We start from the raw sequence: 24,443 nt of genomic DNA on the forward strand, positions 1-24,443 counted from the left end.
GACCGAATCGATCAATTCTGCGATTGCCGCAACTCATTCACCGCTACGCGATTTCGTAGTCGGCAAGCAGTGGGCTGGTCATCGCCTCGCGAAAACGGGCGAAGCTCCACGGCCACGCTGCTGGGACCCCGCGCTGATCGAGATACCAACTTCGACAACCGGTTACCCACACAGTCTTGCGGGCCGCTGCTACCCGTTGCGCCTCGAAGCGCGCGGTGGCACCAGGGCTGGCACTGATCTGGCGGCAGTCACCGCGACGCAGCAAACTGACGAGCTGCAGCACGTACCCAATCTGCGCCTCGGCGACGTCGATCAACGAGAAGTTGCCAACCGGCCCGTTGGGGCCGTTAATCATGAAGAGGTTGGGAAACTCGGGCACCGAGACCGACAGGTAGGCAAACGGGCCCTGCGACCAGGCTTCGTCGAGACGCGCCCCACCGCGACCGAGGACTTCAATCGGGCGCAGGAAGCGATCGACTCGAAACCCGGTCGCGAGCACCAGCACGTCGAGTGGGTGCAGCACACCGTCAACGGTGCGGACACCTGCGCCTTCTAGGTGCGCGATGCGTTCGGCAACCAGGTGGGCGTTGGGCCGCTGAATCGCGGCATAGAAGTTCGCCGAGATAATCAAGCGTTTACATCCTGCCCGGTAATCAGGCCTCAGCTTCTCCCGAAGAACCGGATCGGCAACACTGGTCTCGAGATTGGCGCGGGTGAGGTCCTGCAGCGACTTCAGCTGCGGCGACTGGGCATCAATCACCGCGTTGGCGAAGTGCCGGACAAAATCGTCGCTCAGCTCTTCGCGCTGGGCCACCATCGCACTCAGATCGCCACGATATCGAGCGCGTTCCGCTTCGGCGATTGGCGGATTCTCGACGGGCAGAATCCACTGCGGGGTGCGCTGAAACAAGCGTAGTTCGCCTACCGCGTCGATCAACGCACCGGTGATCTGCACCGCCGTCGAGCCGGTACCTATCACCCCAATCCGAGCTCCATCCAAAGGCACGCTGTGATCCCAGCGTGCGCTGTGGAACACACTGCCAGCGAATTCATCCACGCCTTCTATGTCGGGATACTGCGGGTGGTGCAACACGCCAGTGGCAGCGATCACCACATCGGCGACGTCTTGTTCTCCGGTAGACATATCTATGCGCCAACGCGATCCGTTGTATTCCAGGCGAAGTACCTCGCAGCCATAACGGATCAGCTTGTCCACTCCGTACCGTTGGGCAACGGCCACTAGATAGCCGAGAATCTCTGCACCGGGCGAAAACACGTGGCTCCATTCCGGATTCGGCGCGAAAGAGTACGTGTAGAGATGCGACGGGACGTCGCAGGCGACGCCCGGGTAGGTGTTTTCCCGCCAAGTGCCACCCAGTCGGGCTGCTTTCTCGTACACCGCGACATGATCGATGCCCGCCTCGCGAAGCTTGATGGCAGCAAGGATTCCCGCCATACCGGCGCCAACGACTACGCAGCGCAGGTCAGACATCTCGACGTCGACGCGGCCGCAGCCCGTCGAGCGTGAGTGAGACGACAAAATCAGCGACCACCTCGGCAGTCACGCCGTCGTCAGTGGTCATCCGCCGATGCGCCAGCTGCCCAATTAACGCCGCGAGCGTAAACGCCACCATTCGCGGTGGTGCCGGTACCACGTCCCCCCGGTCCTGAGCTAGCACGATAAGCGTCTCGATCTCATCGATGAATCGCTCGTAAATCCCACCCAGGTGCTTCTCGAACCGATCCCCCAGCGCGTAGGCGTCACGGAACAACAGCTTGACGGTGGCCTTATCGGCTTCGAAGAATTCGAACGTGGCCCGAACCGCGGCGCGAAACAGCGCCTCCTGATCTTTGTTCTCAGCGAGTCCTGCCAGTTCCGCAGCCAAATGGGAACGCAGCGCCTCTTCCTGAACGGCCATCAGCGTGTGGAACAGACTGTCCTTCGAGTCGAAGTACCAGTATATCGACCCGTACGCCAGACCGGCCTGCTTCGCGATATCAGCAATTGTTGTGGCGTGGAAGCCTTTTCGGGCGAAAACCACCTTGGCAGCAGTCATGATTTCGTCACGGCGCTGAGATTTTTCCTCGTCGCTGACCGCGCGCCACCGCCGCGTGGTTTTGCTCATCGCTCAGCCAGCTGCTCGAGCTTCTCCACGGCTTCGACGAACTCTTCCACCATGTCCAGCACCACAGCACGAGCGGGCCGCACCTTGTTCAATGCACCGACGACCTGGCCGACGAAGTAAGTGGCCAGCTCGCGCGCATGTGAGTCCCGTTGACTAGCAGCCTGGTGGATGCGGACTTGGGACCTCCCAATCAGCGCCGTCTGCAGCGGCATACCAAGCGGATCGGGGGTGTCGGGCCGTTCCCACTCCTCGGTCCACGCGGTCCGCAGCATCCGAGCGGGCTTTCCGGTGAGTGATCGTGACCGCACCGTGTCCGATGACGTCGCTGAAAGAAACTTGTCTTTGACCACTGGCGGCGTTTCAGCCTCTTCGGTGGTCAGCCACACCGATCCGCACCACACACCCTCGGCGCCCAGCGCTAGCGCCGCGGCGACCTGGCGGCCGCCCGCGATTCCGCCCGCAGCCAGCACGGGTACCGGCGCAACGGCATCAACCACTTCCGGGACCAGAACCATCGTCGATACCTCTCCGGTGTGGCCGCCAGCCTCGGTGCCCTGAGCGACGATGAGGTCCGCACCGGCCGCAGCGTGGCGGACGGCATGTCCGGTAGTGCCGGCCAGTGCGGCTACCAGGACATCGCTAGCGTGCGCCCGCTCGACCAGCTCGGCGGGCGGAGGGCCGAGAGCGCTGGCGACAAGCCGAATCTCATGCGCGAAGGCGACGTCCAGCAGCGGTTCGTAGCCTTTGGGCGACACGTTGAGACCGCCACCGCGCGACTTCCGACCCGGTTCGCCCGGCACGCCGTACCGCGCCAGCAAGTCATCGACGAACGCGCGGTGCTCATCAGGCAGCAACGCCGACACCTGTTCCGCGTCGATCCCGCCCTCCTCGGCACCCACGTACTTCGGCGGTAGCAGCAGATCGACACCATAGGGTTTGCCGTGCGTCTGCTGCTCAATCCATGTCAGCTCGGTCTCGAGCAGCTCTGGCGTATGGGCGACAGCCCCGAGGATTCCGAAACCACCAGCATTCGACACCGCGGCGACGACGTCGCGGCAATGGCTGAACGCGCAGATCGGGAATTCCACACCGAGCATCTCGGCGAGCCTGGTCCGCATGAAATTGACCGTAACGACGTAATGACTGATATGTCAATCGACTAGTGGTCACCGCGATCCCGGATGCCTAGGGTTCAACATTGACGAGCAGACATCGACCGCTATGATCTCGCCCCCGAACCAGACGATGATGCCAACCACCGCCAATCCACCGCTGGTTCGCTCCGGCGGCTCGAGCCCGATCAGATCACGTCCGGCGGCCTCACCACCGAAGCGCAACGACAGATCGAGAGATGCGGGATCGATCCAGCGGCCCGCGCACGCCCAGCAACCGCGGGAGCAGCGTCGACGGATCATTGCCGCCCGCGCCGACCCGCTGTCGTAGCCAACAGCAGGTACCAGCTGGCCAGGCGCTACAGCCCCAAAGACACCACTGCTCGGACACCGCAGCGTCCCGCATGGCGGCGACGCTAGCCAGTTGTTGACTGATATGTCAATCTGTAATGGAAGCCACACGGGGCAGCGACTCAGCCCGACCAAGGAGAGTCATGGACGACGAATTGCGTTCAGCTGCCGCACCGCGATGGCGCGGCATACCAGGCCGAATGGAGGTCTGGTACGCCACCCTGTCCGACCCCGCAACGCACGCCGGGTTGTGGCTGCATTATGAGATCGTGGCCCCGACCACGGGCCAAGCGCCTTTCGGACACGGCTGGGCGAGCTTCTTCCCGGCCGACTGCCCGCCGTTTACCGAGCGTTTCGGACCCACACCCGTGCAGCCCACGGGCGCTCTATGGTTCAGCGGCGCGGGCGTCGAGGCCGCACCGGAGAGGTTCACCGGGCAAGCCGGGACACTGCGCTGGGACCTACGATGGAAGGACGCCGGCCCACCGCTGTGGACGTTTCCGCGCTCCGCCTGGGAGCGTGAGCTGCTGCCCGGCGCTCAGGTGGTGATCGCCCCAACGGCCGAATTCAGAGGCAACCTAGCTGCTTTCGCTCAACGCCACTGCGTGCAGGGCTGGCGCGGTGCCGTCGCCCACATATACGGGCATGGCAACGCCAAGCGCTGGGGCTGGATCCACGCCGACCTCGGCGGCGGGGACATCCTGGAGGTAGTAACCGCAGTATCCCAGCGGCCAGCTTTGCGCAGGCTTCCACCGATAGCGTTTGTCCGGTTCCGTCTCGGCGGCCGCGATTGGCCCGCTGGACCCGTGCCGTCCGTGCGGATGCACACCACGCTGGGGGTTCGGCATTGGCAACTTTCCGGACGTATCGCTGGGCGCAACGTGTTGATCCGTGTTGACCAGCCCGAAAACAAGTGCGTCAGCCTGCGCTACACCGATCCCGATGGCGCCACCGCGGTGTGCACCAACACCGAGCAAGCCGATGTCTACGTCGAGGTCGGAGACCGCACCTGGTCCGTGCTCGGCACCGGACACTCCGAAGTCGGGCTGCGCGCCGGCCCCGATAGCTCCGAGGCACCGCCCGTAAACGAAAGGAACCCCGCATGAGCTTCCTTCTCGACCCGCCGATGCTCGTCGCCTCCGGATTATGGATCGAACGCACCCTGCCAGAAGAAAAGCGCGACGTTGCCGAAGCCGCGACGCTGGGCGCATTTTTCAGCACATCATTTGGGCTGTACCAAAACGTGCCGGGCCTTGGAGTGCTATGGCGCCCGTTCGGGTCCCAGAGCGGCCGCGACTTCATGTGGAACAGCGGGGTTTTCGACGTCAAGACCAGCGAAATCCGGTGGCCAATGCACGCCGCCGCCGGCATCATCTTCGCGACCTACCCGTTCTTCATCAAGTTGGGCCGCAAGCTCGGCCGTCGGCGATGACGCGACTGGCCGACCGTGCGACGGCCTCGTTCGGTGCCGCGCTGCTACCTGAAGAGCACGGAGGTCCACCTCCAGCGCAAATCCTCGAACGGGTTAACCGCTACGTTTCACAACTACCGAGGACGACCCGCTTCGCGATGCAAGCCGGGTTGGCGGGAATGGCCGCCGCCAGCTACCTCACAACAGGCCGGTCTCTACAGCGGCTGAGACCCGAATCACGCGCTGCGGTGCTACGGCGCGTGGCCTCCCTCGGCCCCGAAGCTGACGCCGCGGTGGAGGGGTTGAAGGCCCTGGTCTTGCTCGCCAGCGGCGCCGACGCGTACGCAGCCGAACTACTTGACCGTGCCCGACGCCACGAGGTGGCGCGACCCGATGCGGCGCTGACGGTTGTGCCATCCGCCGAGATCAACTCTGTCGTCACCACCGACGCAGTCGTCATCGGTTCGGGCGCCGGCGGCGCAATGGCCGCTCGGACACTGGCGCGCAACGGATTCGACACGATCGTGGTTGAGGAAGGCCGCCGCTGGACGGTCAACGAGTTCCGCACCACCCACCCGATGGATCGCTATGCCGGCCTGTACCGCGGCGGCGGCGCTACCGCGGCGCTCGGCCGACCCGCCGTGGTGCTGCCGATCGGCAGGGCGGTAGGCGGTAGCACCGTTGTCAACTCTGGCACGTGCTACCGACCGCCAGAGGCCGTCCAGTGCCGCTGGCGGGATCATTTTGGACTCGCTGTCGCCGACCCGGCTCGCCTCGCCGGATACCTCCGCGAGGTCGAGGAAACCCTCAGAGTCGGGCCTGTGCCCATGCCCATCATGGGACACAACGGACGCACTCTGCTGCACGGCGCCGAGGTCCTCGGGTGGCGGGCCGCGCCAATACCCCGAAACGCCCCGGGATGCGACGGCTGCTGCCAATGCGCGCTCGGTTGCCCGGCAAACGCAAAGTTCGGCGTGCACCTCAACGCGCTGCCCCAGGCGTGCGCGGCCGGTGCGCAGATCGTGGCGGACGCGCGAGTTGTGCGGTTGCTCCACACCGGGCAACGCGCGAAGGGCGTCCGAGCCAAACGACGTGACGGCACGACCTTCGATGTGCTGGCGTCGACGATCGTCGTCGCTGCCGGCGCGACCGAAACGCCGGGCCTGTTGTGGCGCAGCGGCCTTGGGAATCACCCCCGGCTGGGCCGAAACCTCGCACTGCATCCCGCCGTTGCGTTGGCTGGCAGCTTCGGGCACGACATCCACGCCTGGCGTGGGGTGCTACAGAGTGCGGCTGTCAACGAGCTGCATGAGTCGGACGGCATCTTGATCGAGGCGACATCGACACCGCCGGGCATGGGGTCAATGGTGCTTCCGGGGTACGGCCGTGAGTTGCTCGGCTGGCTCGATCAGGCACACCGCGTCGCGACCTTGGGAGCGATGGTCGCCGACCAGGGCTCCGGCCGTGTGGTCAAGTCGAGGCGCGGCGACGCCGTGGTCCTCTACAACATCATGCGATCTGACGCGGCAAAGCTCATGGTCGCGGTGGAGGCCATGGGGCGGTTGCTGTTCGCCGCAGGCGCGATCGAAGTACTCACCGGCTTGCCGACAGCCGGCTCCGTCCGCTCCCCTATCGAGCTACGGTCGGTGCTGCGCCGGACCAGTCCAAAGAGCTTGCATGTTGCGGCTTTTCACCCGACCGGCACCGCTGCTGCCGGCAGTAACCGTGAGATCTGCCCTGTCGATGTCACTGGACGACTGCGTGGCGTCGAGGGGGTTTGGGTCGCCGATGCGTCTATCCTGCCCAGCTGCCCTCAGGTGAACCCCCAGGTATCGATCATGGCCCTGGCGCTCGCAGTCGCTGACGAAGTCGTCGCCGCTCGTAGCTAGGCGCTAACCGCCCCGGAAATCAATGCTTCTTGACCACCGCACGCGGTGCTGTCCGCCACAACCGGCTGCCATCGTTTTGCATATGGGGCGGCTCAAGAAGCAAGACGGCTAGTCCGTCGAGTAAAACCGGGCGAACCCAATCACCCAGTTCGATAACCTCTCCCGGTTCGGGTTGACGGTCCAGGTGGTCGCGAGCGAGGTCGATGGGCACAAGTTCCTGCACCGCTTCGATGGTCGCGCAGTTAGGCAGCTCACTGAGCCCAGGCAATGTGATGAATAGCCCGTCGTTGCTAGACAGATGCAACCCAACTGCCGCCAGCGCCCCGATGATGCCTTGTTGGGTGCCGCCATGTCCGGACAGATGCACGCTCAGTTCCGCAGCGCGCTCACGAGCCTCATTGCTATGCAACACTTCTCGCTTGGCGCGGCCACCGAACTCCACCAGCTGTCGCGTGGCGGCGCCGAGTGCCCCAGGGAGAACGACGGCGAGCCCGGGATCGGCATCTACAGGGCAAACCCGTTCGAGGAAACGCGCTGCCAGTTTGATGATGTCGGCACGAACCGCGTGCGGGTCACCATGGGCGCTACGCCAGGCCAGGCACGCGCTCGAATTATGTGATGTGTAAGGAATCCGATCATCAACGAGCAACTGATGACGAGTGGCGCCCGCAGGAAAACCGAGGCCCGCGGCCGTCAGCTCATGGAGCAGGGCGCGGGCCTGACGGCCGGTGCCGGGCGTGTAGAGATTGTCGGTGTCGTCAATCCCAATAAGGATGTCTACGCCGGACAACGCACCAGTGTCAGGAATGGATCGACGCCTAAGCGCTGCCATCACAGACCAATCGTTCGCGGCCGACCATCCATAACGGCCCGTAGCTACGCACTTACCGATGTTAGCCTGTGAATTAGCCGTCAGCGCAGATCAGCTCGGGTATTGGCCGCCTATCATCGACTCATGACCGTGGTGCAACAACCGACGGCCGGGTCCACGGTCACCAGAGAAATAACGTTTCCCGTCCTCGCCGGCGCCGCTATCGTTCTTTCCACCGATAGCTGGCTTCCGTTAGGACTCCCCGGGCACCGCGGACTAGTCTGGCTGACCGCGCTGGTGGCGGTCGCGTTGGTGACGGTGAGACGTGAGACGGTGGTTGCGGTTGGGGCGGCGTCCACAGTCGCGACGATGCCAATGCATGGGTTGAGCGATCCGATCTGGGCTACCCGTTATGTGTCAGCCGCGATATTGCTGTACATGGTGGCCTGTCTGTCGTCGGCCCGGAGGCGCCGATGGATACTGTCCTTGGCAGCCGGGCCGATTCACCTTGTTGCCCTAGCCAATTCGGTCTTTTCAATCCACCGGGCGTGGCATCTGGCGCTGGTATCGCACGGGTTGGTTGAGCGGGCCGGCTGGCACCTGGTTTTCGGTTTCCTCGCGGGCCTGCTCGCCTGGGTTGTGGCTTCCTGCTTCGGTTCTGAGCCTTGTTCAGATGTTGGCAGCGGGTTCTTGAGTTCACGGCTATCCGGGAAGCGGCGGCTATGACGCTGCGCGTTGTTCCCGAAGGCTTGGTTGAGATGAGCTCGGAGGTAGAGGCGATTACCGCACAATTGGCGGCCGCGCATGCGGCCGCGGCCCCGGTGGTCTCGATGGTGGCACCGCCAGCGGCCGACCCGGTATCGATTGCTGCCGCTGCCGTGTTCAGTGCTCGCGGCAGCCAACACACGCTGACGGCGGCAAACGGTGTTGAAGTATTGGACCGTGCCGGGTTGGGGGTGAACCTGGCCGGCACCGGCTATGCTGCTGGCGATGCGACGGACGCGGCGACGTATCCGGCAGCGGGCAGCTGAGCATGACAGCGCCGGTGTGGATGGCAGTTCCCCCCGAAGTGCATTCAACCTTGCTAAGCAGCGGTCCGGGCCCCGGCCCGCTACTGGCGGCAGCAGAAACGTGGGCATCGTTGAGCGCCCAATACCATGTGGCGGCAGCGCGATTAACGGCCATTATGACGAGGTCGTCCACAGTGTGGGAGGGGCCGACAGCCGACAGATATGTCGCAGCACACATGCCGTATTTGGCATGGTTGGAGTTGGCCGGCCGGCTCAGCGCTGAAGCGGCCACCCAACACCAGGAAGTCGCCACCGCCTACACGGCCGCGACATCCACAATGCCGACACTGCCGGAATTGGCTGCCAACCGCGCGATGCATGCATCTTTACTAGCCACAAACTTCTTTGGGATCAACACGATTCCGATTTCGCTCAACGAAGCCGAGTACGGTCGAATGTGGCTCCAGGCTGCCACCACGATGGCCACCTACCAAGCTACGAAGGACGCGGCCCAAGCTAGCGGCGGGCCCGGCGGTGGTGGTGGCGGCGGTGGCGGCAGGGGTTCGTTTACATTGCCCACTGTCAAAGAAATCTGGGAAATGCTCTTCGGGCCCGACGGTGAAAGGATCCCCGGCCAGGGCCAACCCAACTGGAGTCCATTGCAATATTTGGAGAACCTGACGAACTTTTTCCACGGCAACGCCCAAGCGCTGGCCTGGATCGAAGAAAACTTGCCGGGCTTGCTCAATCCTTCCCAGTTTCCCGCACTCATCAGCTACTTCATCGCCTGGCAGACCTACCGCATCGTCAACTGGACACTGCGGACGCTGCGATTCATTCTGCAAGAACTGCCGCTGCTCCTACAGGTTGGCGTAAGCGTGTCTATCGCAAGTTTGAGCGGGCTGGCCGGTCTATCGGGATTGGCCGGAGCCACTGTCGAACCGGCTGGCGCCGACCTGCCGCAGCCCGCGGTGCTGGGCGTGCAATCGCCAGCAACGGCTGCCTCGCCAGCAATCGACCTGGTCGTCCCGAACGGCCCGACAACAGCGGCCGCCTCGGTGGCGTCTCCCCCGGCAACCGCGATCTCGGCGAACGCGGCGTCCACGGCCCCGCCGATACCTCCGGCCCCGATCAGCGGGACCGAAGGCTTCGGGTACATGATCGGCAGCGCTGGGCTCAGGACCGATGCGCAGGCGCGGTCACGTGTCACCGATACGATCCCCGCTTCATGGACCGCCGCATCATCTCTAGGCGTCACAACGCCCATACACCACCAGGGACGGACGCGGCGACGACCGCACTCGGTCGCCAGCCCCGGATACCGCTACGAATACTTAGAAATCGATGATGCTTCCGGCCCCGCGACAGCACCAGTTCGACAGCGACCGGCAGAATCGAGCGCAGGCGCCGAGCGGCGTGGTCCTGCCAGTGCCCCATCGAGGCACGAGGTTCGCGCGGCCGGTCTCACCACCTTGACTGACAACACCTACGGTGACGGTGCGCGCGTCCCACTGCTACCCAGGACCGGGAACGAGCAACCTCAGACGTCATGACACCGCGCGCGTCCTCAATCGCTGGCCCGCTGGTTCGATGTCGAATGCAGAAACCATGCCGCCGTCGTACCGCTGGCCCGCCCGACAGGCGCGACATGCGAAGGTGGTATTTGATCGACGCGCGCTAGGTGGACATCCGAGTCCGACACATGGCAATCGCAAATGGAAATGGCCTCGGAGTCTCCTCCGAGGGCCATTTCCGCTGGTAGCGGGGACAGGATTCGAACCTGCGACCTCTGGGTTATGAGCCCAGCGAGCTACCGAGCTGCTCCACCCCGCGTTGGTGAATGCAAGGTTACCGAACACCTGTGAACCTCGCCAAATCGCATGCCCAGCGGCCTTTCACAAGCCGATTGGGCCGCCGATTCCACGATCCAACGATCAGTTCTCACCGATTCGTTACCACCGCTATTTGGCGCTGTTGAACTTCGTGATGGCGTCGTCGAGGCGCTGCAGCGCCAACCCGTACGCGGCGAAGTCGCCCTTCTTCTGCGCGTCGCGGGCCGCACCGATGGCCGCCTGAATCTCCTGTATGGCAGCGGACTTGGCCGCGGACAATGTGGCCGCGCCATCTGGAGCCGGGGGAACCGCCGCCGGCGGTTCCGGTGATGATGGCGCTCCGGCTGGTTTCGGAGGACTCTTCGGCGGCTTCGGTTGCGTGGCGCCTTCGGCAGGCTCAATCCCGGTGGCCGCAGCGGCGGCTCCCGGCCCGAACAACGCAGTGAGCGCGTCACCGACGGTGGGACCGTATCCGACCTTGTCCCTGTACATCATCGCCACGCGGATCAGACGCGGGTAAGACGATGCGGCGTCGCTGGTCCCGGGAGAAGCATAAACGGGTTCGACGTATAGCAGCCCCCCTTCGGCCACCGGCAGCGTGAGCAGATTTCCCCACTTGATTCGGTTCTGGTTGTCACGCCCGATCACACCGAGGTCCTGCGACACCGTGGTGTCGGTGGTGATCGCGTTGTTGGCCAGCTTGGGCCCGTTGACCTGACCAGGAATGGTCAGCACAGTAATTTTGCCGTATGTCGCCGGGTCGGAACTGGCACTGATGTAGGCGGCGAGATAGTCACGCTTGAACCTGTTCATCGCACTGGTCAGCTGGAACGCTGCCGAATTGTCGTTCTTGGCAATGTTGTTCGCGACGATGTAGTAGGGCGGTTGATAACTGCTCGCGGTCGGATTCGGGTCCAACGGCACGTCCCAGAAGTCCGATGTGGAGAAGAACGTCACGGGGTCGTTGACATGGTATTTGGCCAGCAGCATCCGCTGCACCTTGAACAGGTCCTCGGGGTAGCGAAGATGCGCGGCCAGTTGGGGTGTGATGTCACTCTTGGGCTTGACCGTGCCGGGGAACACCTGCATCCAGGCTTTCAGCACGGGGTCCTGTTCATCCTGCTGATACAACGTGACGCTGCCGTCATAGGCGTCCACCGTGGCCTTCACCGAATTGCGGATGTATGAGACCCGTTTGTCGGGCACCAGCCGGTTGAACGCCACCTCGTTGGAGTCAGCCGTCGCCGACGACAGCGAGGTGAGTTCGGAGTAAGGGTAATTGTCCAATGTGGTGTAGCCGTCGATGATCCACACCAGGCGCTTGTTGACAATCGCCGGGTACACCGCGCTGTCGGTGGTCAGCCATGGTGCGACCGCCTTGACTCGCTGCGCCGGGTCTCGATTGAACAAAATCTTGCTATTGGACCCAATCACGTTGGAGAACAGGAAATTTCGTTCAGCGAATTTCGCGGCGAACACGCTTCGGGATAACCAGTTTCCAACTGGGACCCCGCCACTACCGGCGTAGGTGTAATTCTTGGCTTCGGTGTTGGTCTCGTAATCGTATTCCCGGTCCGGCCCATTACGTCCGACGATCGCGTAGTCAGCCGAGGTATCGGAGATGACAGGTCCGAAATAGATCCGCGGCTGGTCCAGTTGCGCCGGCCCATCTGACACGACACTGCCGTTGGCGCCGACAACATTGACCAAAAACTCGGGGTAACCACCATTTTGGTTGGGATCGTTGGCGATGCCTCGCACGGTGTTGGCCGGGGAGGCGATAAAGCCGTTGCCGTGGGTGTAAACGGTGTGCCGGTTAATCCAGTCCCGCTGGTTGTCGATCAGCCGGTCTGGGTTGAGCTCACGGGCCGCGACGACATAGTCACGCAGATCGCCGTTGCGGTCGAGATAGCGATCAATGGAAAGCTGATCGGGGAAGTAGTAGAAGTTCTTTCCCTGCTGGAACTGGGTGAACGCCGGGCTGACGATCGTAGGGTCAAGCAACCGGATATTCGAAGTGGTAGCCCGATCAGCGGCCACCTGCTGAGCTGTTGCCCGCGCGTCACCGCTGTAGTTGCGATAGCTCACCACTTCCGACGTCAAGCCATACGCCTGCCGGGTAGCGGCGATGCTTCGACTGATGTACTCGCTTTCTTTTTGCGCGGCATTGGGTTTGACGCTGATCTGCTCAACGATCAGCGGCCAGCCGGCTCCCACAATCAATGATGACAACAGCAACAGAACCAGGCCGATGGCGGGGATTCGCAGATCGCGCAGAACAATCGCGGAGAAAACTGCCGCCGCGCAAATCAGGGCGATCGCCAAGAGAATCAGCTTGGCCGGAAGCACCGCGTTGATGTCGGTATAGCCGGCGCCAGTGAACGGCTTGCCGCCGCGCGTGTGTGACAGCAGCTCGTAGCGGTCCAACCAATACGCAGCGGCTTTGAGCAGCACCAGCACACCGACCAAACTGACCAACTGAATACGTGCGGCGCGGCTTACCGCACCGGTCCGCCCGGACAGTCGAATGCCGCCGAAGAGATAGTGCGACAGCATGTTCGCCAACAGCGCCAAAAAAACGGCAACGAGCAGGTAAGTAAGTACGAGCCGGTAGAACGGTAACTCGAATGCGTAGAATCCGAGGTCCTTGCCGAATTGCGGATCACTCACCCCGAAGTCGCCGCCGTGCAGGAACAGCTGGACTCGCACCCTGTAGCTTTGCGCTACGACGCCAGCCAGCAACCCGATCACCGCGGGGATCCCAAAGCCCACCGTGCGCAACCGGGTCAGCACGACAGCGCGATACCGCGCCACCGGATCGTTTTCACTATTCGGGACGAATACGGGCCGGCTGCGGTAGGCCAGCGCGAGGCCGGTGAACACGATGCCGCCGACCAGCAGCCCTGCCACCAAGAACACTAAGAAGCGGGTAGCCAGCACGGTGGTAAACACCGAGCGATAGCCGAGCTCACCAAACCACAGCCAGTCGACGTAAGCGTCGATCAAACGCGGACCAGCGAGAAGCAACACCATCGCAGCCAGAGCGACAATGATCAGAATCCGGCTACGCCGAGTCAGCTTCGGCATCCTTGCGGCGGGGCGCATCCCCACTAGTTGCCCTCCCTAACTTTATTTGGCAAGCATCAACGCAGCTGACCGACATTCTCCCGGCCGTTTCCGGGCCGATTGATGCCGGTTTGTCGAAGATTTCTGTCGATGTTCACAACTTTACGCATCGCAGCATCGGAGTTGACGTGCTAGTCCGATCATGTGAACCTCGGCCCATCAATTACTGCCCGGCTGTGCCCAGGAATTGGCTTAGCAACTCGGCATCTGCCCGCCCGATGTCATCGCGTGCAGCGCGTCCACCGCTTGGGTGAGGGTCTCGACTTTCACCAACTGCAGACCAGGCGGATTGTCGGAAGCCGCCTCATAGCAGTTCTTGGCGGGCACGAGAAACACGGTGGCCCCGGCTGCACTGGCAGCAGCCATTTTGTGAGTGATGCCGCCGATGGGGCCCACCTCGCCATCAACGGAGATCGTGCCGGTACCCGCAACGAACGTCGACCCGACCAGGTCACCGGTGGTGAGCTTGTCGACAACCGCCAGGCTAAACATCAGCCCAGCAGACGGCCCGCCGACGTTGGCCAGGTGAAAGTCCACGACGAACGGGGCCCACGGCGCATCGAGCACCGCGACCCCCATAAAGCCGTAGTCTCGATCTTCACTAGTGCCCAGCGTGATCTCCGCGATGCCGGCCGGCGCGTTCTTGCGACGAAAATCGACGGTCAGCACCTGGCCAGGTTTGGTGTTCTTCAGCAATGCAGTGAACTGCTCGACATCAGCTACAGGAGTGCCATTGACCGCGTCAATCGCATCACCGGACTTCAGGGCACCCGCCGATGGCCCTGGATCGTTAACTGCGGCGACCGTAACCGCACGCGGATACTTCATGTATCCCAAGGCGGCGTACTCGGCATTGTCCTCGGACTGCTTAAAATCAGCGTTGTTGGCTTTGTCGATGTCATCCCGGGACTTGTCCGGCGGATAGACGAGGTCGCGCGGTATTAGCTGTTCTTGGCCCGAAAGCCACAGCGTCACAGCTTCGCCTAAGGTCAGGCCGTCGCGCTGGGACACTGTCGTCATGTTGAGGTGCCCCGAAGTGGGGTGGGTTTGAATTCCTTCGATCTGGACCACCTGCTTGCCGTCGACCTCACCGAGAGTGTCGAACGTTGGGCCGGGCCCAAGCGATACAAACGGCACTTTCACCACCGCCAGTAGCACGCCAAACGCCACGATCGGCACCAGCGCGACCAATAAGGTCAAAATCCGCCTGTTCACGCCGCATACAATAGACGGACCCGGCCGGAAACGTTTCAGCTGCGAGCTTGATCGCAGATTGCACTATTCTGTTGCCCAGGTGGGTAACGTTGAAAGCATGGCTGACCCGGCTTTCGGTTTCTCCACCGGAGACGACCCCAAACGCGACGAACGCGGGAAAAACGATCCCAGCTCCGGCTCGGGTTCTGAACCGTTGGGTCCGTTCGGCTCGTTTGGCGCTGGCGGTGAGTTCGACATGGCCAATCTAGGGCAGATCTTTACCCGCCTGGGTGAGATGTTCGGCGGCGTCGGTACCGCAATGGCTTCGGGCAAATCCGCTGGTCCGGTCAATTACGATCTAGCTCGGCACGTCGCATCGAGCTCTATCGGGTCGAGCGCGGCCATCCCGGCCACAACGACTTCGGCGATCGTCGACGCGGTGCACCTAGCCGAGACCTGGCTGAACGGGGCGACTTCCCTACCCGCTGGCACGACCAAAGCGATGGGCTGGAGCCCCACCGACTGGGTCGACAGCACCCTAGAGATCTGGAAGCGGCTGTGCGATCCGATGGCGCAGCAGATCTCGTCGGTTTGGGCCTCGTCGCTGCCAGAGGAGGCCAAAAGCATGGCGGGCCCCCTGATGTCGATAATGTCGCAGATGGGGGGCGTGGCCTTCGGGTCGCAGCTGGGCCAAGCGCTGGGCCGGTTGGCGCGCGAGGTACTCACGTCGACCGACATCGGTCTACCACTGGGCCCCAAGGGGGTCGCCGCAATCATGCCGGGCGCTGTCGAATCGTTCGCGGCCGGTCTTGAGCAGCCGCGCAGCGAGATATTGACCTTTCTGGCAGCCCGTGAGGCCGCCCATCATCGCCTATTCACCCACGTCCCTTGGCTGGCCAGCCAACTACTTGGCGCCGTCGAGGCTTACGCCAGGGGCATACAGGTTGACATGAACGGGATCGAGGGACTGGCACGCGATTTCAATCCAGCGTCGCTGACCGATCCAGCCGCCGTGGAACAGTTGCTGAGCCAGGGTGTATTCGAGCCCAAGGCAACGCCAGCCCAGACGCAGGCGCTGGAGCGGCTTGAATTGCTGCTCGCCCTGATCGAAGGCTGGGTACAGGCGGTGGTGACCGATGCGCTGGGCGAGCGGATCCCAGGCACGGCGGCCCTGAGCGAGACGCTTCGTCGACGCCGGGCCAGCGGCGGCCCCGCCGAACAAACCTTCGCCACTCTCGTTGGCCTGGAGTTGCGGCCACGCAAGCTACGAGAGGCCGGCGAGCTCTGGCAGCGTCTGACACAGGCCGCCGGCACAGACGCCCGCGACGCGATCTGGCAACACCCGGATCTACTGCCCGATACCGATGATCTCGACGATCCGTCCGCGTTCATCGACCGCGTGATCGGCGGCGACACCGACGGTATCGACGAGGCGATCGCCGAGCTCGGACGCGACCGTGATGTCCCCGACACCGAAGTCCCGGGCTCCGAGGGCGACGGCGACGCTGTGGATAGCTGAACGACGCTCTTGTTTGCACCGTGGCACAGTCTCAGGCCATGCCACCGGTAGCCAGCCCCTTGTATTCGCTGAACCCGGCCATGCCGGTGTTGCTGCGACCGGATGGCGCTGTCCAGGTGGGCTGGGATCCGCGCCGGGCTGTATTGATCCGTTCGCCGGGTGGACTTACCGCTCCTTACCTGGCTGCGCTGCTGCGATCCATGCGTTCTCCGACGCCCATGATCGAACTGCAACGCCGGGCCGCTGACCGCGGTTTGCGCGACCGTGACGAGCTGGCCAACCTGGTTAGGCAGTTGGTCAAAGCAGGTGTCGTATCCCGCAACAACCGACATTCTCGCGGCCGGACCGCGTCGGTTCGGGTTCACGGTCGCGGTCCGCTGTCCGACCTGCTCGTGCAGGCTCTGCGGTGTTCAGGGGCCCGAATTAGACACAGCAGCCAACCGCATGCGGCCCCTACCCCGGCGAACACGGATTTGGTGGTCTTGTCGGACTACCTGGTGACCGATGCACGCATGGTGCATGATCTGCACAACGAAGGCGTCGCGCACCTTCCCGTTCGTGTTCGCGACGGCATCGGGTTGGTCGGACCATTGGTGATCCCAGGAGCGACCAGCTGTCTGCGCTGCGCGGACCTGCACCGTCGTGACCGCGATGCGGCCTGGCCGGCGATCGCCGCGCAGCTGCGCGACGCTGTAGGAGTAGCCGATCGAGCCACCCTGTTGGGGACGGCCGCGCTGGCGGTCAACCAGATCAACCGGGTGATAGCGGCGGTGCGTAGGCAAGACGGCGTGACCGATCCGCCGTCCACGCTCAATGCCACACTGGAGTTAGATCTCGATGCGAGTTGCATCGTGGCGCGTCCGTGGAACAGGCACCCGCTGTGCTCGTGTTGACGCGTGCCGCTGATCACCCTTATCGGCTAGCAGGCCGGCGGTCCGGCATCACTCGTCCGGCGCTAGCCAAGCCGTCCCTGTTCTGGGACATTTGTCGAAACAGCCGCATAAGCCCTGGCCAGATCGTCCAGCACTCCCTCCGTCAAGGTGCGATCGTTGCGATGCCTGTCCAAGGTTTCAATGATCGCCCTGAACAGGGCGTCGGCGGCGTCGTGCTGAGTCTGTTTTGCTGACATGATTTTTTAGTCCACCCTCCGGACGTGGGTTTTGATCGGTCACGCGATCGCGACTGGCAAGAGACTACATATTGTGCTGCGCATCAATTGATTTGGCCGAACTACCAGGAGATGGACTGCTGACCGAAGACCGCGAGGGCGGACGGCCTGCTCGATCTGCCTTGTCAACACCATCAACCGGACGCAGACCGCTTCCACCGCAGGTGCGCTCGAACGTCGCTGCGCTACCGATTGGGCCGCTCAGGTGGTGTTCGCCGGTCCACAGCAGCGCTTGGCGTTCAGCACGGACACAGTTGTTGCAGGATCAACGCAGTGTCGGGCCAGCCGGTGATGGATGATGGACATGTGTCAGAGATCAAACGTGGGCGCGCTGCGCGTAACGCGAGACTGGCCAGCCTGCCGGTCGGCATGGCTGGCCGAGCAGCTCTCGGCCTGGGTAAACGACTCACCGGCAAGTCGAAGGATGAAGTCACCGCCGAGTTGATGGAGAAGGCGGCCAACCAGCTCTTCACCGTGTTGGGCGAACTCAAGGGCGGCGCGATGAAAGTCGGCCAGGCGCTGTCGGTGATGGAAGCCGCAATCCCCGACGAGTACGGCGAGCCTTATCGCGACGCGCTGACCAAGCTGCAGAAAGACGCCCCACCGCTACCCATCGCTAAAGTGCACCGGGTACTCGACGCGCAGCTAGGAACCAAGTGGCGGGATCGGTTTAGTTCATTCGACGACACCCCGGTGGCCTCGGCCAGCATCGGCCAAGTACACAAGGCGGTGTGGTCCGACGGCCGCGATGTTGCCGTCAAGATCCAGTATCCGGGTGCCGACGAGGCACTGCGGGCCGACCTCAAAACGATGCAGCGATTGGTCGGCGTGCTCAAACAGCTTGCACCTGGCGCCGATGTGCAGGGCATTGTCGACGAGCTGATCGAACGCACCGAGATGGAACTCGACTATCGGCTCGAGGCCGACAACCAGCGAGCTTTCGCCAAGGCATACCAGGGAGACCCGCACATAGCCGTTCCACACATCGTGGCCAGTGCACCCAAGGTGGTAATCCAGGAGTGGATCGAGGGCATACCGTTAGCGCAGATCATCCGCACTGGTACCCCCGACCAGCGTGACTTGATCGGAACCCGGCTGATCGAGCTCACGTTCGATGCCCCCCGCCGGCTGGAGATGCTGCACGGTGACGCGCATCCGGGGAACTTCATGCTGCTGTCCGACGGCCGGATGGGCGTCATCGACTTCGGTGCCGTAGCACCACTACCCGGTGGTTATCCCATCGAACTCGGCATGACCATCCGATTGGCCCGCGAAAAGAACTACGACTTGCTGCTGCCCACGATGGAGAAGGCCGGATTGATCCAGGCTGGCCAACAAGTATCGGTGCGCGATATCGATGAAATGCTGCGGCAGTACGTTCAGCCGACTGAGGTCGAGGTCTTCCACTACACCCGCAAATGGATTCAGCGAATGACCGGCAACCAGATGGACCGGTCGGTCGCGCAGATCAAGACCGTGCGGCAAATGGACTTGCCAGCCAAGCTGGCCATTCCGATGCGGGTGATCGCATCGGTCGGGGCAATTTTGTGCCAGCTGGATGCACACGTGCCGGTCAAGTCACTCATGGAGGAGCTGATACCCGGTTTCGCCGAGCCCGACACGGCCGCCATCTAACGACGCCAATCCTCAGGCCTAGCCAGCCGACTAGGCCGCAGCCGGACTCAACTGCTTGCGTGGGCGTCCACGCGGGCGCTTGTGGCTGACAACCGAGCCCCGATCAAAGATCTCGCCGCCCCACACCCCCCAAGGTTCAGACCGTTCGAGCGCAGCCGCCAGACACTGGCGCCGGATCGGGCAACTCGCACAGAGTGTCTTGGCGCGCTCGAGGTCGGCTTGGTTGTCGGCGAACCATAGGTCGGGGTCGCCAACGTGACACGGCAACGTCTGCTTCGGAACTGCCGGTGCCGACATGTCCATTTCACCTGCTTCCTGATCTGTTCGCTGTCCTTGCGGGTGATCCGGACCAGGTCAGGAAATTGCTGACGCAAAAACTGTGGCCACGGATCCGGGTGACTTCGGGTCCGTGGCCATCTGGCAGAAAACGGGGCTGGCTAGGTAGCGCTCACCTAAAGCCTCGATCCACGGACGCGGCAGTCGCGGCGGCGACGCGGTGCTTGCCCGCTGCCGCCGGTGCAGCATGGGGTGTTACCGCGGCCGGCGTCAGGGCAGCCGCGGATACACCGAAATCATTGATGTTGAACATCGTGGCCCCCCTTACATCACTCGTTGCCGGCGGATACCCGCCCTATGCCGTAGCAGAACGCGGTTTCGAGAGTAAACGGTAGCAGCCGCTACCGACAAACGATTTTCTGACCTGCGTGTTTGCGCCGCCAAGGCAGCGACCGTCAGGCCTGGCCCGGGGCCGAGCAGGTTCGGCGCCGAACCAACTCCGATACATCGGGTCCGTACTGTTCGAGCTTGCGCGCACCAATACCCGGGATCACAGTAAGCGCGCTTTCGTCGGCGGGTAGCAGCTCCGCGATCGCTATCAACGTGTTGTCGGTGAACACGACATAAGCAGGCACGTTCTGTTCCTTAGCGGTGTTGAGCCGCCAGGCCTTGAGTTGCAGCAACAATTCCTCGTCGACATCGCCGGCACATGTTTCGCACCGCCGCAGCATCACTGCGGCCGGCGAAGACAGGTCGTTGTTGCAGATCCGACAACGTACCGCGGCTCCTCGGTTGCGCCGCGATCTGCTCACATCGGGGCGGATTTGCGGCGCAATCCCATTGAGAAACCGTGAGGGCTTGCGGCTCTGGCGTCCACCTGGAGCCCGCGACAGTGCCCAACTCAGCTCCAGATACACCCGTGCTCGGGTAACACCGACATAAAGCAGGCGACGTTCTTCCTCGACGCGTTCGCTTTCCGGGCCGTGCGCCAACGCGTGCGAGATGGGCAGCGTGCCGTCGACCAAGCCGACCAGGAAGACCGCATCCCACTCCAGCCCTTTGGCCGCGTGCAGCGAGGCCAACGTGACGCCTTGCACGACCGGCGGATGCCGCGAGTCGGCTCGTTTCCGGAGTTCACCCACCAGCGCTGGCAGCCGCAGCTGCGGATGCTGGGCCACCTCGTCGTCGGCCAACTGCGCCAGCGCGTTCAGCGCCTCCCAACGCTCCTTAGCCCGGGCGCCGACTGGCGGCTCGGTGGTCAACCCCAGTGGTTCCAGGACCCCACGCACCACATCGGGCACTGCCTCGTCGACGCGTTGCTCGGCCGCGCGCTGCAGTGCCACCAGCGCCTGCTTGATCTCCTGTCGGTTGAAGAACCCTTCACCGCCACGGACTTGGTAGACAACACCCGCTTCGGTCAACGCTTCCTCGTAAACCTCCGACTGCGCATTAACCCGATAAAGAACGGCGATCTCAGATGGTGCGGTACCCGAGTCGATCAGCCGAGTGATCGTGGCAGCGACTGCGGCGGCCTCGGCAGCCTCGTCGGAATACTCGCGGAATGATGGGGCCGGCCCCGCCTCACGTTGGCCGGACAGCTGCAAGCTACTGCCAGCGGCTCGGCGCCGGGCGGCGGTGATCACCTTGTTGGCCAACTCCACGACCTGCGGGGTAGACCGATAGTCGCGCTCTAGGCGCACAACCTTGGCGTCTGGGAAGCGCCGCGAAAAGTCGAGCAGGAAACGAGGCGAGGCGCCAGTGAACGAGTAGATCGTCTGATTGGCGTCGCCGACCACAGTGAGGTCATCTCGATCGCCCAACCAGGCCGACAGCACACGCTGCTGCAACGGCGTGACGTCCTGGTACTCGTCGACAACAAAGCAGCGATAGCGGTCCCGGAACTCTTCAGCCACGGCGGCATCGTTTTCGATCGCGGCCGCGGTGTGCAACAACAGGTCATCAAAGTCGAGCAGGGCCACTCCGTCGCCGCGGGTCTTCAAAGCTTCGTAGGCGGAGTAAACGACCGCGATTTGCGCGGCTTCTAGCGGCGTGTCACGGCAGGCTGTCGCCACGGCAGCCACATAGTCTTCGGGGCCGATCAGCGACGCCTTGGCCCATTCAATCTCACCGGCCAGGTCACGGATGTCATCAGCGCTCGCATTCAGCTTGGACCGGCTGGCCGCGCGGGCCACCACCGCAAACTTGCTGTCAAGCAGCTGCCAGCCGGTGTCGCCGATCACTCGCGGCCAGAAATACCGCAGCTGGCGGTTCGCAGCGGCGTGAAAAGTCAATGCCTGTACGGTGCCAGCACCGCTCCGCGCGGTCGCGTCAAGCGACCGCAGCCGAGCGCGCATCTCCCCCGCTGCACGCTGGGTGAACGTCACAGCCAGCACCTGCCCAGGCGCAACATGACCGCTCGCAACCAGCTGCGCGATACGGCGAGTGATGGTGCGAGTCTTGCCAGTTCCGGCGCCCGCGAGCACACAGACAGGTCCGCGCGGAGCCAGCACGGCGTCACGCTGCTCGTCGTCCAGCCCGGCGGTCGATGAGTCTGCGACCATTGGCATGGCCATCATCTTGACAGCGATAGCTGACAATCCTGGTATTGCCATACGCGTCGTGTTTTTCTCGGCCCAACGGCCAGCCAAGATCGTGGCCGGGATACCTTAGCGACCTATGACTAACGCTGCCCTCACCGTCTACACAACGTCATGGTGCGGCTACTGCCTTCGCCTCAAAACAGCTCTCAAAGCCGCAGGAGTCTCCTTCGATGAGATCGACATTGAACGCGATGCCGCTGCTGCGGAGTTTGTCGGCTCGGTCAATGGCGGCAACAGAACGGTTCCAACGGTGAAGTTCGCTGACGGGTCTACGCTGACCAACCCCAGCGCAACCGAGGTCCAAGCGAAGCTGGCTTAAGTAGGCGAGTTAGTCACACGCCGCCCAGGATTCGATGATCACGCGGGCGATCGAGATCGACCCAGGAAGCAGCAGTTTCGATTGCGATCTGCTGGTCCAGTCGCCGGCTTCGAGCGCTGCACGCACCTCGTCGCGGGTGAACCAGTTGGCTTCGGCGATCTCGCCGTCGTTGAACGAAAAGTCCTGGTCTGGGTCACCAAGGGCGTGAAAGCCGACCATCAGAGACCGTGGGAACGGCCATGGCTGGCTACCTAAGTAGCGCACATCACGCACAGTCAAGCCGATTTCCTCGCGGATCTCCCGAGCAACGCAAACTTCGAACGACTCGCCAGCCTCGACGAACCCGGCCAGCAAGGAGAACATCCGCTCAGGCCAGACCGCCTGCCGAGCCAGTACCGCACGTTCACCACCGTCGTGCACCAGGCAGATCACCGCAGGATCGATGCGCGGGAACTCTTCGTGGCCGGTAAGCGGGTTGACTCTCGACCACCCCCCCCTCGCCGGCTTCGTCATGGTACCGTCCACCGCGCTGAATCTGGCGCTGTCATGCCAGTTGAGCAGGGCGGTTGCCGACGACAACAATTGACTGCTGGTGTCGTCAATGATCCGCCCGAGTCCTCGGAGGTCCACGACTTGGGCCTGCGGATCAGGTTCGGCGGGGGGCTCCAGTGCTGCTCGAATAGCCCAAACATGTCGGCCGCCCTCGATGCGGCCCAGAAACACCGCGTCTGGCGGTGGCTTATCGGCTAGGGCGGCAGCAGCGCCAAGAACCACACGACCGTTGGCTACCAGCACCTGATTGCGGGCATCCACCCGCAATATCGCCGCGTGAACCCAACCGGCGGCCGCCGCTTCGAGATCGGTCCGGACCTGGTCAGCCCGGTCGGCGCCGACTCGGGACAACAGCGGCACATCCCTTAGCTGAAACTCCACGTTAGGCCGCCTGGCAACCGGCTACGGCCGGCCTCGGTAATCGTGGGATCTCCACTAGTGCCCCGAAGTTCGCACATACAGCAGGCGATCGTTGGCTTCGATGGCATCCACTTCGGGCGTACCGATACGCAACAATCGGCCATCGCGCACGATCCCGAGCACGATGTCACTTAAATGCCGTGGCGACCCACCTATCTCGCTCGGCTCAACCTCGCGTTCGGCGATAGCCAGGCCGGCGTCGGGTGTCAGCAGATCCTCGATCATCTCGACAACGCTGGGCGTGTTCGTGGCAATACCCAGCAGCCGGCCGGCAGTCTCCGAGGAGACCACCACAGAGTCAGCTCCCGACTGCTGCAGTAGGTGCTGGTTCTCGGCCTCCCGAATAGACGCCACAATCATCGCTTTCGGCGCGATCTCGCGAGCGGTCAAAGTGACCAGCACCGCGGTGTCGTCACGGTTGGTCGCCACAATGATCGAGGCCGCATGCTGGGCACCGGCCAGCCGCAGCACGTCGGATTTGGTGCCGTCGCCGTGTACGGTGACCAGGCCCGCTGCAGCGGCGCTTTCGAGGCCAGGCTGATCCGTATCGACAACGACGATGCCACCTGGGACTACCTCGTCACCAAGCATCGCGGCGACCGCCGTTTTGCCCTTGGTGCCGTAGCCGATGACGACGGTGTGGTTACGCACCTTGCTCCTCCAACGCTGGATCTTCAGTGCCTGGCGGGATGTTTCCGTGAGGACCTCGAGCGTCGTCCCAACCAACAAGATCAGGAACGCGATCCGCAGCGGCGTGATGACGAAGATGTTGACCGCGCGTGCCAGTTCGGAAATCGGCGTGATGTCGCCGTAGCCGGTCGTCGATAGTGTCACCGCCGAGTAGTACAGGCTGTCTAAAAAGGTCAGCCGATCCCCTTGTGCGTCCCGATACCCGTCACCGTCAAGGAAGACGATTACGGCGACGACCAGCAAGGCCACCACGGCGATGGCCACCCGACGCGAAATAACCCGGGCCGGACTGGCCAAACGCTGCGGAATGCGCAGCACACCGACAAGCGCGTAACTGGGCTGGGCGGTCAACGTTTCGTCAAGACGCCTCAGCCGCCTCCAGCTAGCTTTTGCCACGGAGAT

At 63.2% G+C, this 24,443-nt stretch carries 20 protein-coding genes and 1 tRNA gene; 10 read left to right on the forward strand and 11 right to left on the reverse strand.

Annotated elements, in window-relative coordinates; genetic code table 11:
- Positions 1-43: 43 nt before the first annotated feature.
- The 3 genes from ACO07W_RS05635 to ACO07W_RS05645 are packed head-to-tail and all read right to left on the reverse strand — an operon-like array spanning position 44 to position 3,244.
- A complete protein-coding gene (locus tag ACO07W_RS05635) occupies positions 44-1,540 on the reverse strand; it encodes a flavin-containing monooxygenase (protein ID WP_421841510.1) in 1,497 nt (498 codons plus the stop codon).
- Positions 1,485-2,126 (reverse strand): TetR/AcrR family transcriptional regulator, encoded by a 642-nt coding sequence (locus tag ACO07W_RS05640; protein WP_421841512.1) that lies wholly within the window; start codon positions 2,124-2,126, stop codon positions 1,485-1,487. The genes ACO07W_RS05635 and ACO07W_RS05640 overlap by 56 nt, the downstream gene beginning before the upstream one ends.
- Positions 2,123-3,244 (reverse strand): NAD(P)H-dependent flavin oxidoreductase, encoded by a 1,122-nt coding sequence (locus ACO07W_RS05645; protein ID WP_421841514.1) that lies wholly within the window; start codon positions 3,242-3,244, stop codon positions 2,123-2,125. The genes ACO07W_RS05640 and ACO07W_RS05645 overlap by 4 nt, the downstream gene beginning before the upstream one ends.
- 488 nt (positions 3,245-3,732) lie before the next feature.
- On the opposite strand from ACO07W_RS05645, the gene ACO07W_RS05650 reads away from it, so the two are divergent.
- The 3 genes from ACO07W_RS05650 to ACO07W_RS05660 are packed head-to-tail and all read left to right on the forward strand — an operon-like array spanning position 3,733 to position 6,889.
- Positions 3,733-4,695: a hypothetical protein gene (locus ACO07W_RS05650; RefSeq protein ID WP_421841516.1), complete on the forward strand. Its 963-nt coding sequence runs from the start codon at positions 3,733-3,735 to the stop codon at positions 4,693-4,695.
- A complete protein-coding gene (locus ACO07W_RS05655; protein WP_421841518.1) occupies positions 4,692-5,021 on the forward strand; it encodes a hypothetical protein in 330 nt (109 codons plus the stop codon). Before ACO07W_RS05650 ends, ACO07W_RS05655 begins: the two co-directional genes overlap by 4 nt.
- The gene (locus ACO07W_RS05660; protein ID WP_421841520.1) at positions 5,018-6,889 is read left to right on the forward strand and encodes a GMC family oxidoreductase N-terminal domain-containing protein; all 1,872 of its coding nucleotides are present in this window, start codon (positions 5,018-5,020) and stop codon (positions 6,887-6,889) included. Before ACO07W_RS05655 ends, ACO07W_RS05660 begins: the two co-directional genes overlap by 4 nt.
- 19 nt (positions 6,890-6,908) lie before the next feature.
- On the opposite strand, the gene ACO07W_RS05665 is transcribed toward ACO07W_RS05660, so the two are convergent.
- Positions 6,909-7,721, reverse strand: a complete 813-nt coding sequence (locus ACO07W_RS05665; RefSeq protein ID WP_421841522.1) for a hypothetical protein — start codon at positions 7,719-7,721, stop codon at positions 6,909-6,911.
- A 123-nt stretch (positions 7,722-7,844) separates the two neighbouring features.
- On the opposite strand from ACO07W_RS05665, the gene ACO07W_RS05670 reads away from it, so the two are divergent.
- Genes ACO07W_RS05670 through ACO07W_RS05680 form a run of 3 tightly spaced genes read left to right on the forward strand, consistent with a single transcriptional unit; the run spans position 7,845 to position 10,263 of the window.
- Positions 7,845-8,426 carry a hypothetical protein gene (locus tag ACO07W_RS05670; RefSeq protein ID WP_421841524.1) on the forward strand — a complete coding sequence of 194 codons (582 nt, stop codon included), beginning with the start codon at positions 7,845-7,847 and terminating at the stop codon, positions 8,424-8,426.
- Positions 8,423-8,731 (forward strand): PE family protein, encoded by a 309-nt coding sequence (locus ACO07W_RS05675; RefSeq protein WP_421841526.1) that lies wholly within the window; start codon positions 8,423-8,425, stop codon positions 8,729-8,731. Before ACO07W_RS05670 ends, ACO07W_RS05675 begins: the two co-directional genes overlap by 4 nt.
- A gap of 2 nt (positions 8,732-8,733) precedes the next feature.
- Positions 8,734-10,263, forward strand: a complete 1,530-nt coding sequence (locus ACO07W_RS05680; RefSeq protein ID WP_421841528.1) for a PPE domain-containing protein — start codon at positions 8,734-8,736, stop codon at positions 10,261-10,263.
- Between the two features lie 203 nt (positions 10,264-10,466).
- Here the strand turns inward: ACO07W_RS05680 and ACO07W_RS05685 are convergent.
- The 3 genes from ACO07W_RS05685 to ACO07W_RS05695 form a co-directional block, all read right to left on the reverse strand.
- Positions 10,467-10,543 (reverse strand) — tRNA-Met (locus ACO07W_RS05685).
- Between the two features lie 128 nt (positions 10,544-10,671).
- Positions 10,672-13,653 (reverse strand): UPF0182 family protein, encoded by a 2,982-nt coding sequence (locus ACO07W_RS05690; RefSeq protein ID WP_421841530.1) that lies wholly within the window; start codon positions 13,651-13,653, stop codon positions 10,672-10,674.
- Positions 13,654-13,860: 207 nt separating this feature from the next.
- Positions 13,861-14,883 (reverse strand): PDZ domain-containing protein, encoded by a 1,023-nt coding sequence (locus ACO07W_RS05695; protein ID WP_421841532.1) that lies wholly within the window; start codon positions 14,881-14,883, stop codon positions 13,861-13,863.
- A 79-nt stretch (positions 14,884-14,962) separates the two neighbouring features.
- Here ACO07W_RS05695 and ACO07W_RS05700 point away from each other — a divergent pair, with 79 nt between their 5' ends.
- The 3 genes from ACO07W_RS05700 to ACO07W_RS05710 all read left to right on the forward strand — a co-directional run bounded on the left by ACO07W_RS05700 (position 14,963) and on the right by ACO07W_RS05710 (position 19,184).
- Positions 14,963-16,381: a zinc-dependent metalloprotease gene (locus ACO07W_RS05700; protein ID WP_421841534.1), complete on the forward strand. Its 1,419-nt coding sequence runs from the start codon at positions 14,963-14,965 to the stop codon at positions 16,379-16,381.
- A gap of 38 nt (positions 16,382-16,419) precedes the next feature.
- Positions 16,420-17,274 (forward strand): cyclodehydratase, encoded by an 855-nt coding sequence (locus ACO07W_RS05705; protein WP_421841536.1) that lies wholly within the window; start codon positions 16,420-16,422, stop codon positions 17,272-17,274.
- A 566-nt stretch (positions 17,275-17,840) separates the two neighbouring features.
- Positions 17,841-19,184 carry an ABC1 kinase family protein gene (locus ACO07W_RS05710; RefSeq protein ID WP_421845825.1) on the forward strand — a complete coding sequence of 448 codons (1,344 nt, stop codon included), beginning with the start codon at positions 17,841-17,843 and terminating at the stop codon, positions 19,182-19,184.
- A gap of 30 nt (positions 19,185-19,214) precedes the next feature.
- On the opposite strand, the gene ACO07W_RS05715 is transcribed toward ACO07W_RS05710, so the two are convergent.
- The gene (locus ACO07W_RS05715) at positions 19,215-19,481 is read right to left on the reverse strand and encodes a WhiB family transcriptional regulator (RefSeq protein ID WP_421841538.1); all 267 of its coding nucleotides are present in this window, start codon (positions 19,479-19,481) and stop codon (positions 19,215-19,217) included.
- A 434-nt stretch (positions 19,482-19,915) separates the two neighbouring features.
- Positions 19,916-22,027, reverse strand: a complete 2,112-nt coding sequence (locus tag ACO07W_RS05720; RefSeq protein WP_421845826.1) for an ATP-dependent DNA helicase UvrD2 — start codon at positions 22,025-22,027, stop codon at positions 19,916-19,918.
- 109 nt (positions 22,028-22,136) lie between these two features.
- On the opposite strand from ACO07W_RS05720, the gene mrx1 reads away from it, so the two are divergent.
- Positions 22,137-22,379 (forward strand): mycoredoxin Mrx1, encoded by a 243-nt coding sequence (mrx1, locus tag ACO07W_RS05725; protein WP_421841540.1) that lies wholly within the window; start codon positions 22,137-22,139, stop codon positions 22,377-22,379.
- A gap of 9 nt (positions 22,380-22,388) precedes the next feature.
- Here the strand turns inward: mrx1 and nudC are convergent, their stop codons facing one another.
- The gene (gene nudC / locus ACO07W_RS05730) at positions 22,389-23,312 is read right to left on the reverse strand and encodes an NAD(+) diphosphatase (protein ID WP_421841542.1); all 924 of its coding nucleotides are present in this window, start codon (positions 23,310-23,312) and stop codon (positions 22,389-22,391) included.
- A 54-nt stretch (positions 23,313-23,366) separates the two neighbouring features.
- Complete coding sequence (locus tag ACO07W_RS05735; RefSeq protein WP_421841544.1) at positions 23,367-24,437, reverse strand: potassium channel family protein; 1,071 nt, start codon at positions 24,435-24,437, stop codon at positions 23,367-23,369.
- Positions 24,438-24,443 lie beyond the last annotated feature (6 nt).

Source organism: Mycobacterium sp. (assembly GCF_965230835.1).
GTDB lineage: Bacteria > Actinomycetota > Actinomycetes > Mycobacteriales > Mycobacteriaceae > Mycobacterium.

Coding starts and splice junctions, on each gene's coding strand:
- ACO07W_RS05640 (WP_421841512.1), bottom strand. CDS start 2,126: ATGAGCAAAACCACGCGGCGGTGGCGCGCGGTCAGCGACGAGGAAAAA.
- ACO07W_RS05645 (WP_421841514.1), bottom strand. CDS start 3,244: ATGCGGACCAGGCTCGCCGAGATGCTCGGTGTGGAATTCCCGATCTGC.
- ACO07W_RS05650 (WP_421841516.1), top strand. CDS start 3,733: ATGGACGACGAATTGCGTTCAGCTGCCGCACCGCGATGGCGCGGCATA.
- ACO07W_RS05655 (WP_421841518.1), top strand. CDS start 4,692: ATGAGCTTCCTTCTCGACCCGCCGATGCTCGTCGCCTCCGGATTATGG.
- ACO07W_RS05660 (WP_421841520.1), top strand. CDS start 5,018: ATGACGCGACTGGCCGACCGTGCGACGGCCTCGTTCGGTGCCGCGCTG.
- ACO07W_RS05665 (WP_421841522.1), bottom strand. CDS start 7,721: ATGGCAGCGCTTAGGCGTCGATCCATTCCTGACACTGGTGCGTTGTCC.
- ACO07W_RS05670 (WP_421841524.1), top strand. CDS start 7,845: ATGACCGTGGTGCAACAACCGACGGCCGGGTCCACGGTCACCAGAGAA.
- ACO07W_RS05675 (WP_421841526.1), top strand. CDS start 8,423: ATGACGCTGCGCGTTGTTCCCGAAGGCTTGGTTGAGATGAGCTCGGAG.
- ACO07W_RS05680 (WP_421841528.1), top strand. CDS start 8,734: ATGACAGCGCCGGTGTGGATGGCAGTTCCCCCCGAAGTGCATTCAACC.
- ACO07W_RS05705 (WP_421841536.1), top strand. CDS start 16,420: ATGCCACCGGTAGCCAGCCCCTTGTATTCGCTGAACCCGGCCATGCCG.
- ACO07W_RS05710 (WP_421845825.1), top strand. CDS start 17,841: ATGGATGATGGACATGTGTCAGAGATCAAACGTGGGCGCGCTGCGCGT.
- ACO07W_RS05715 (WP_421841538.1), bottom strand. CDS start 19,481: ATGTCGGCACCGGCAGTTCCGAAGCAGACGTTGCCGTGTCACGTTGGC.
- ACO07W_RS05720 (WP_421845826.1), bottom strand. CDS start 22,027: ATGCCAATGGTCGCAGACTCATCGACCGCCGGGCTGGACGACGAGCAG.
- mrx1 (WP_421841540.1), top strand. CDS start 22,137: ATGACTAACGCTGCCCTCACCGTCTACACAACGTCATGGTGCGGCTAC.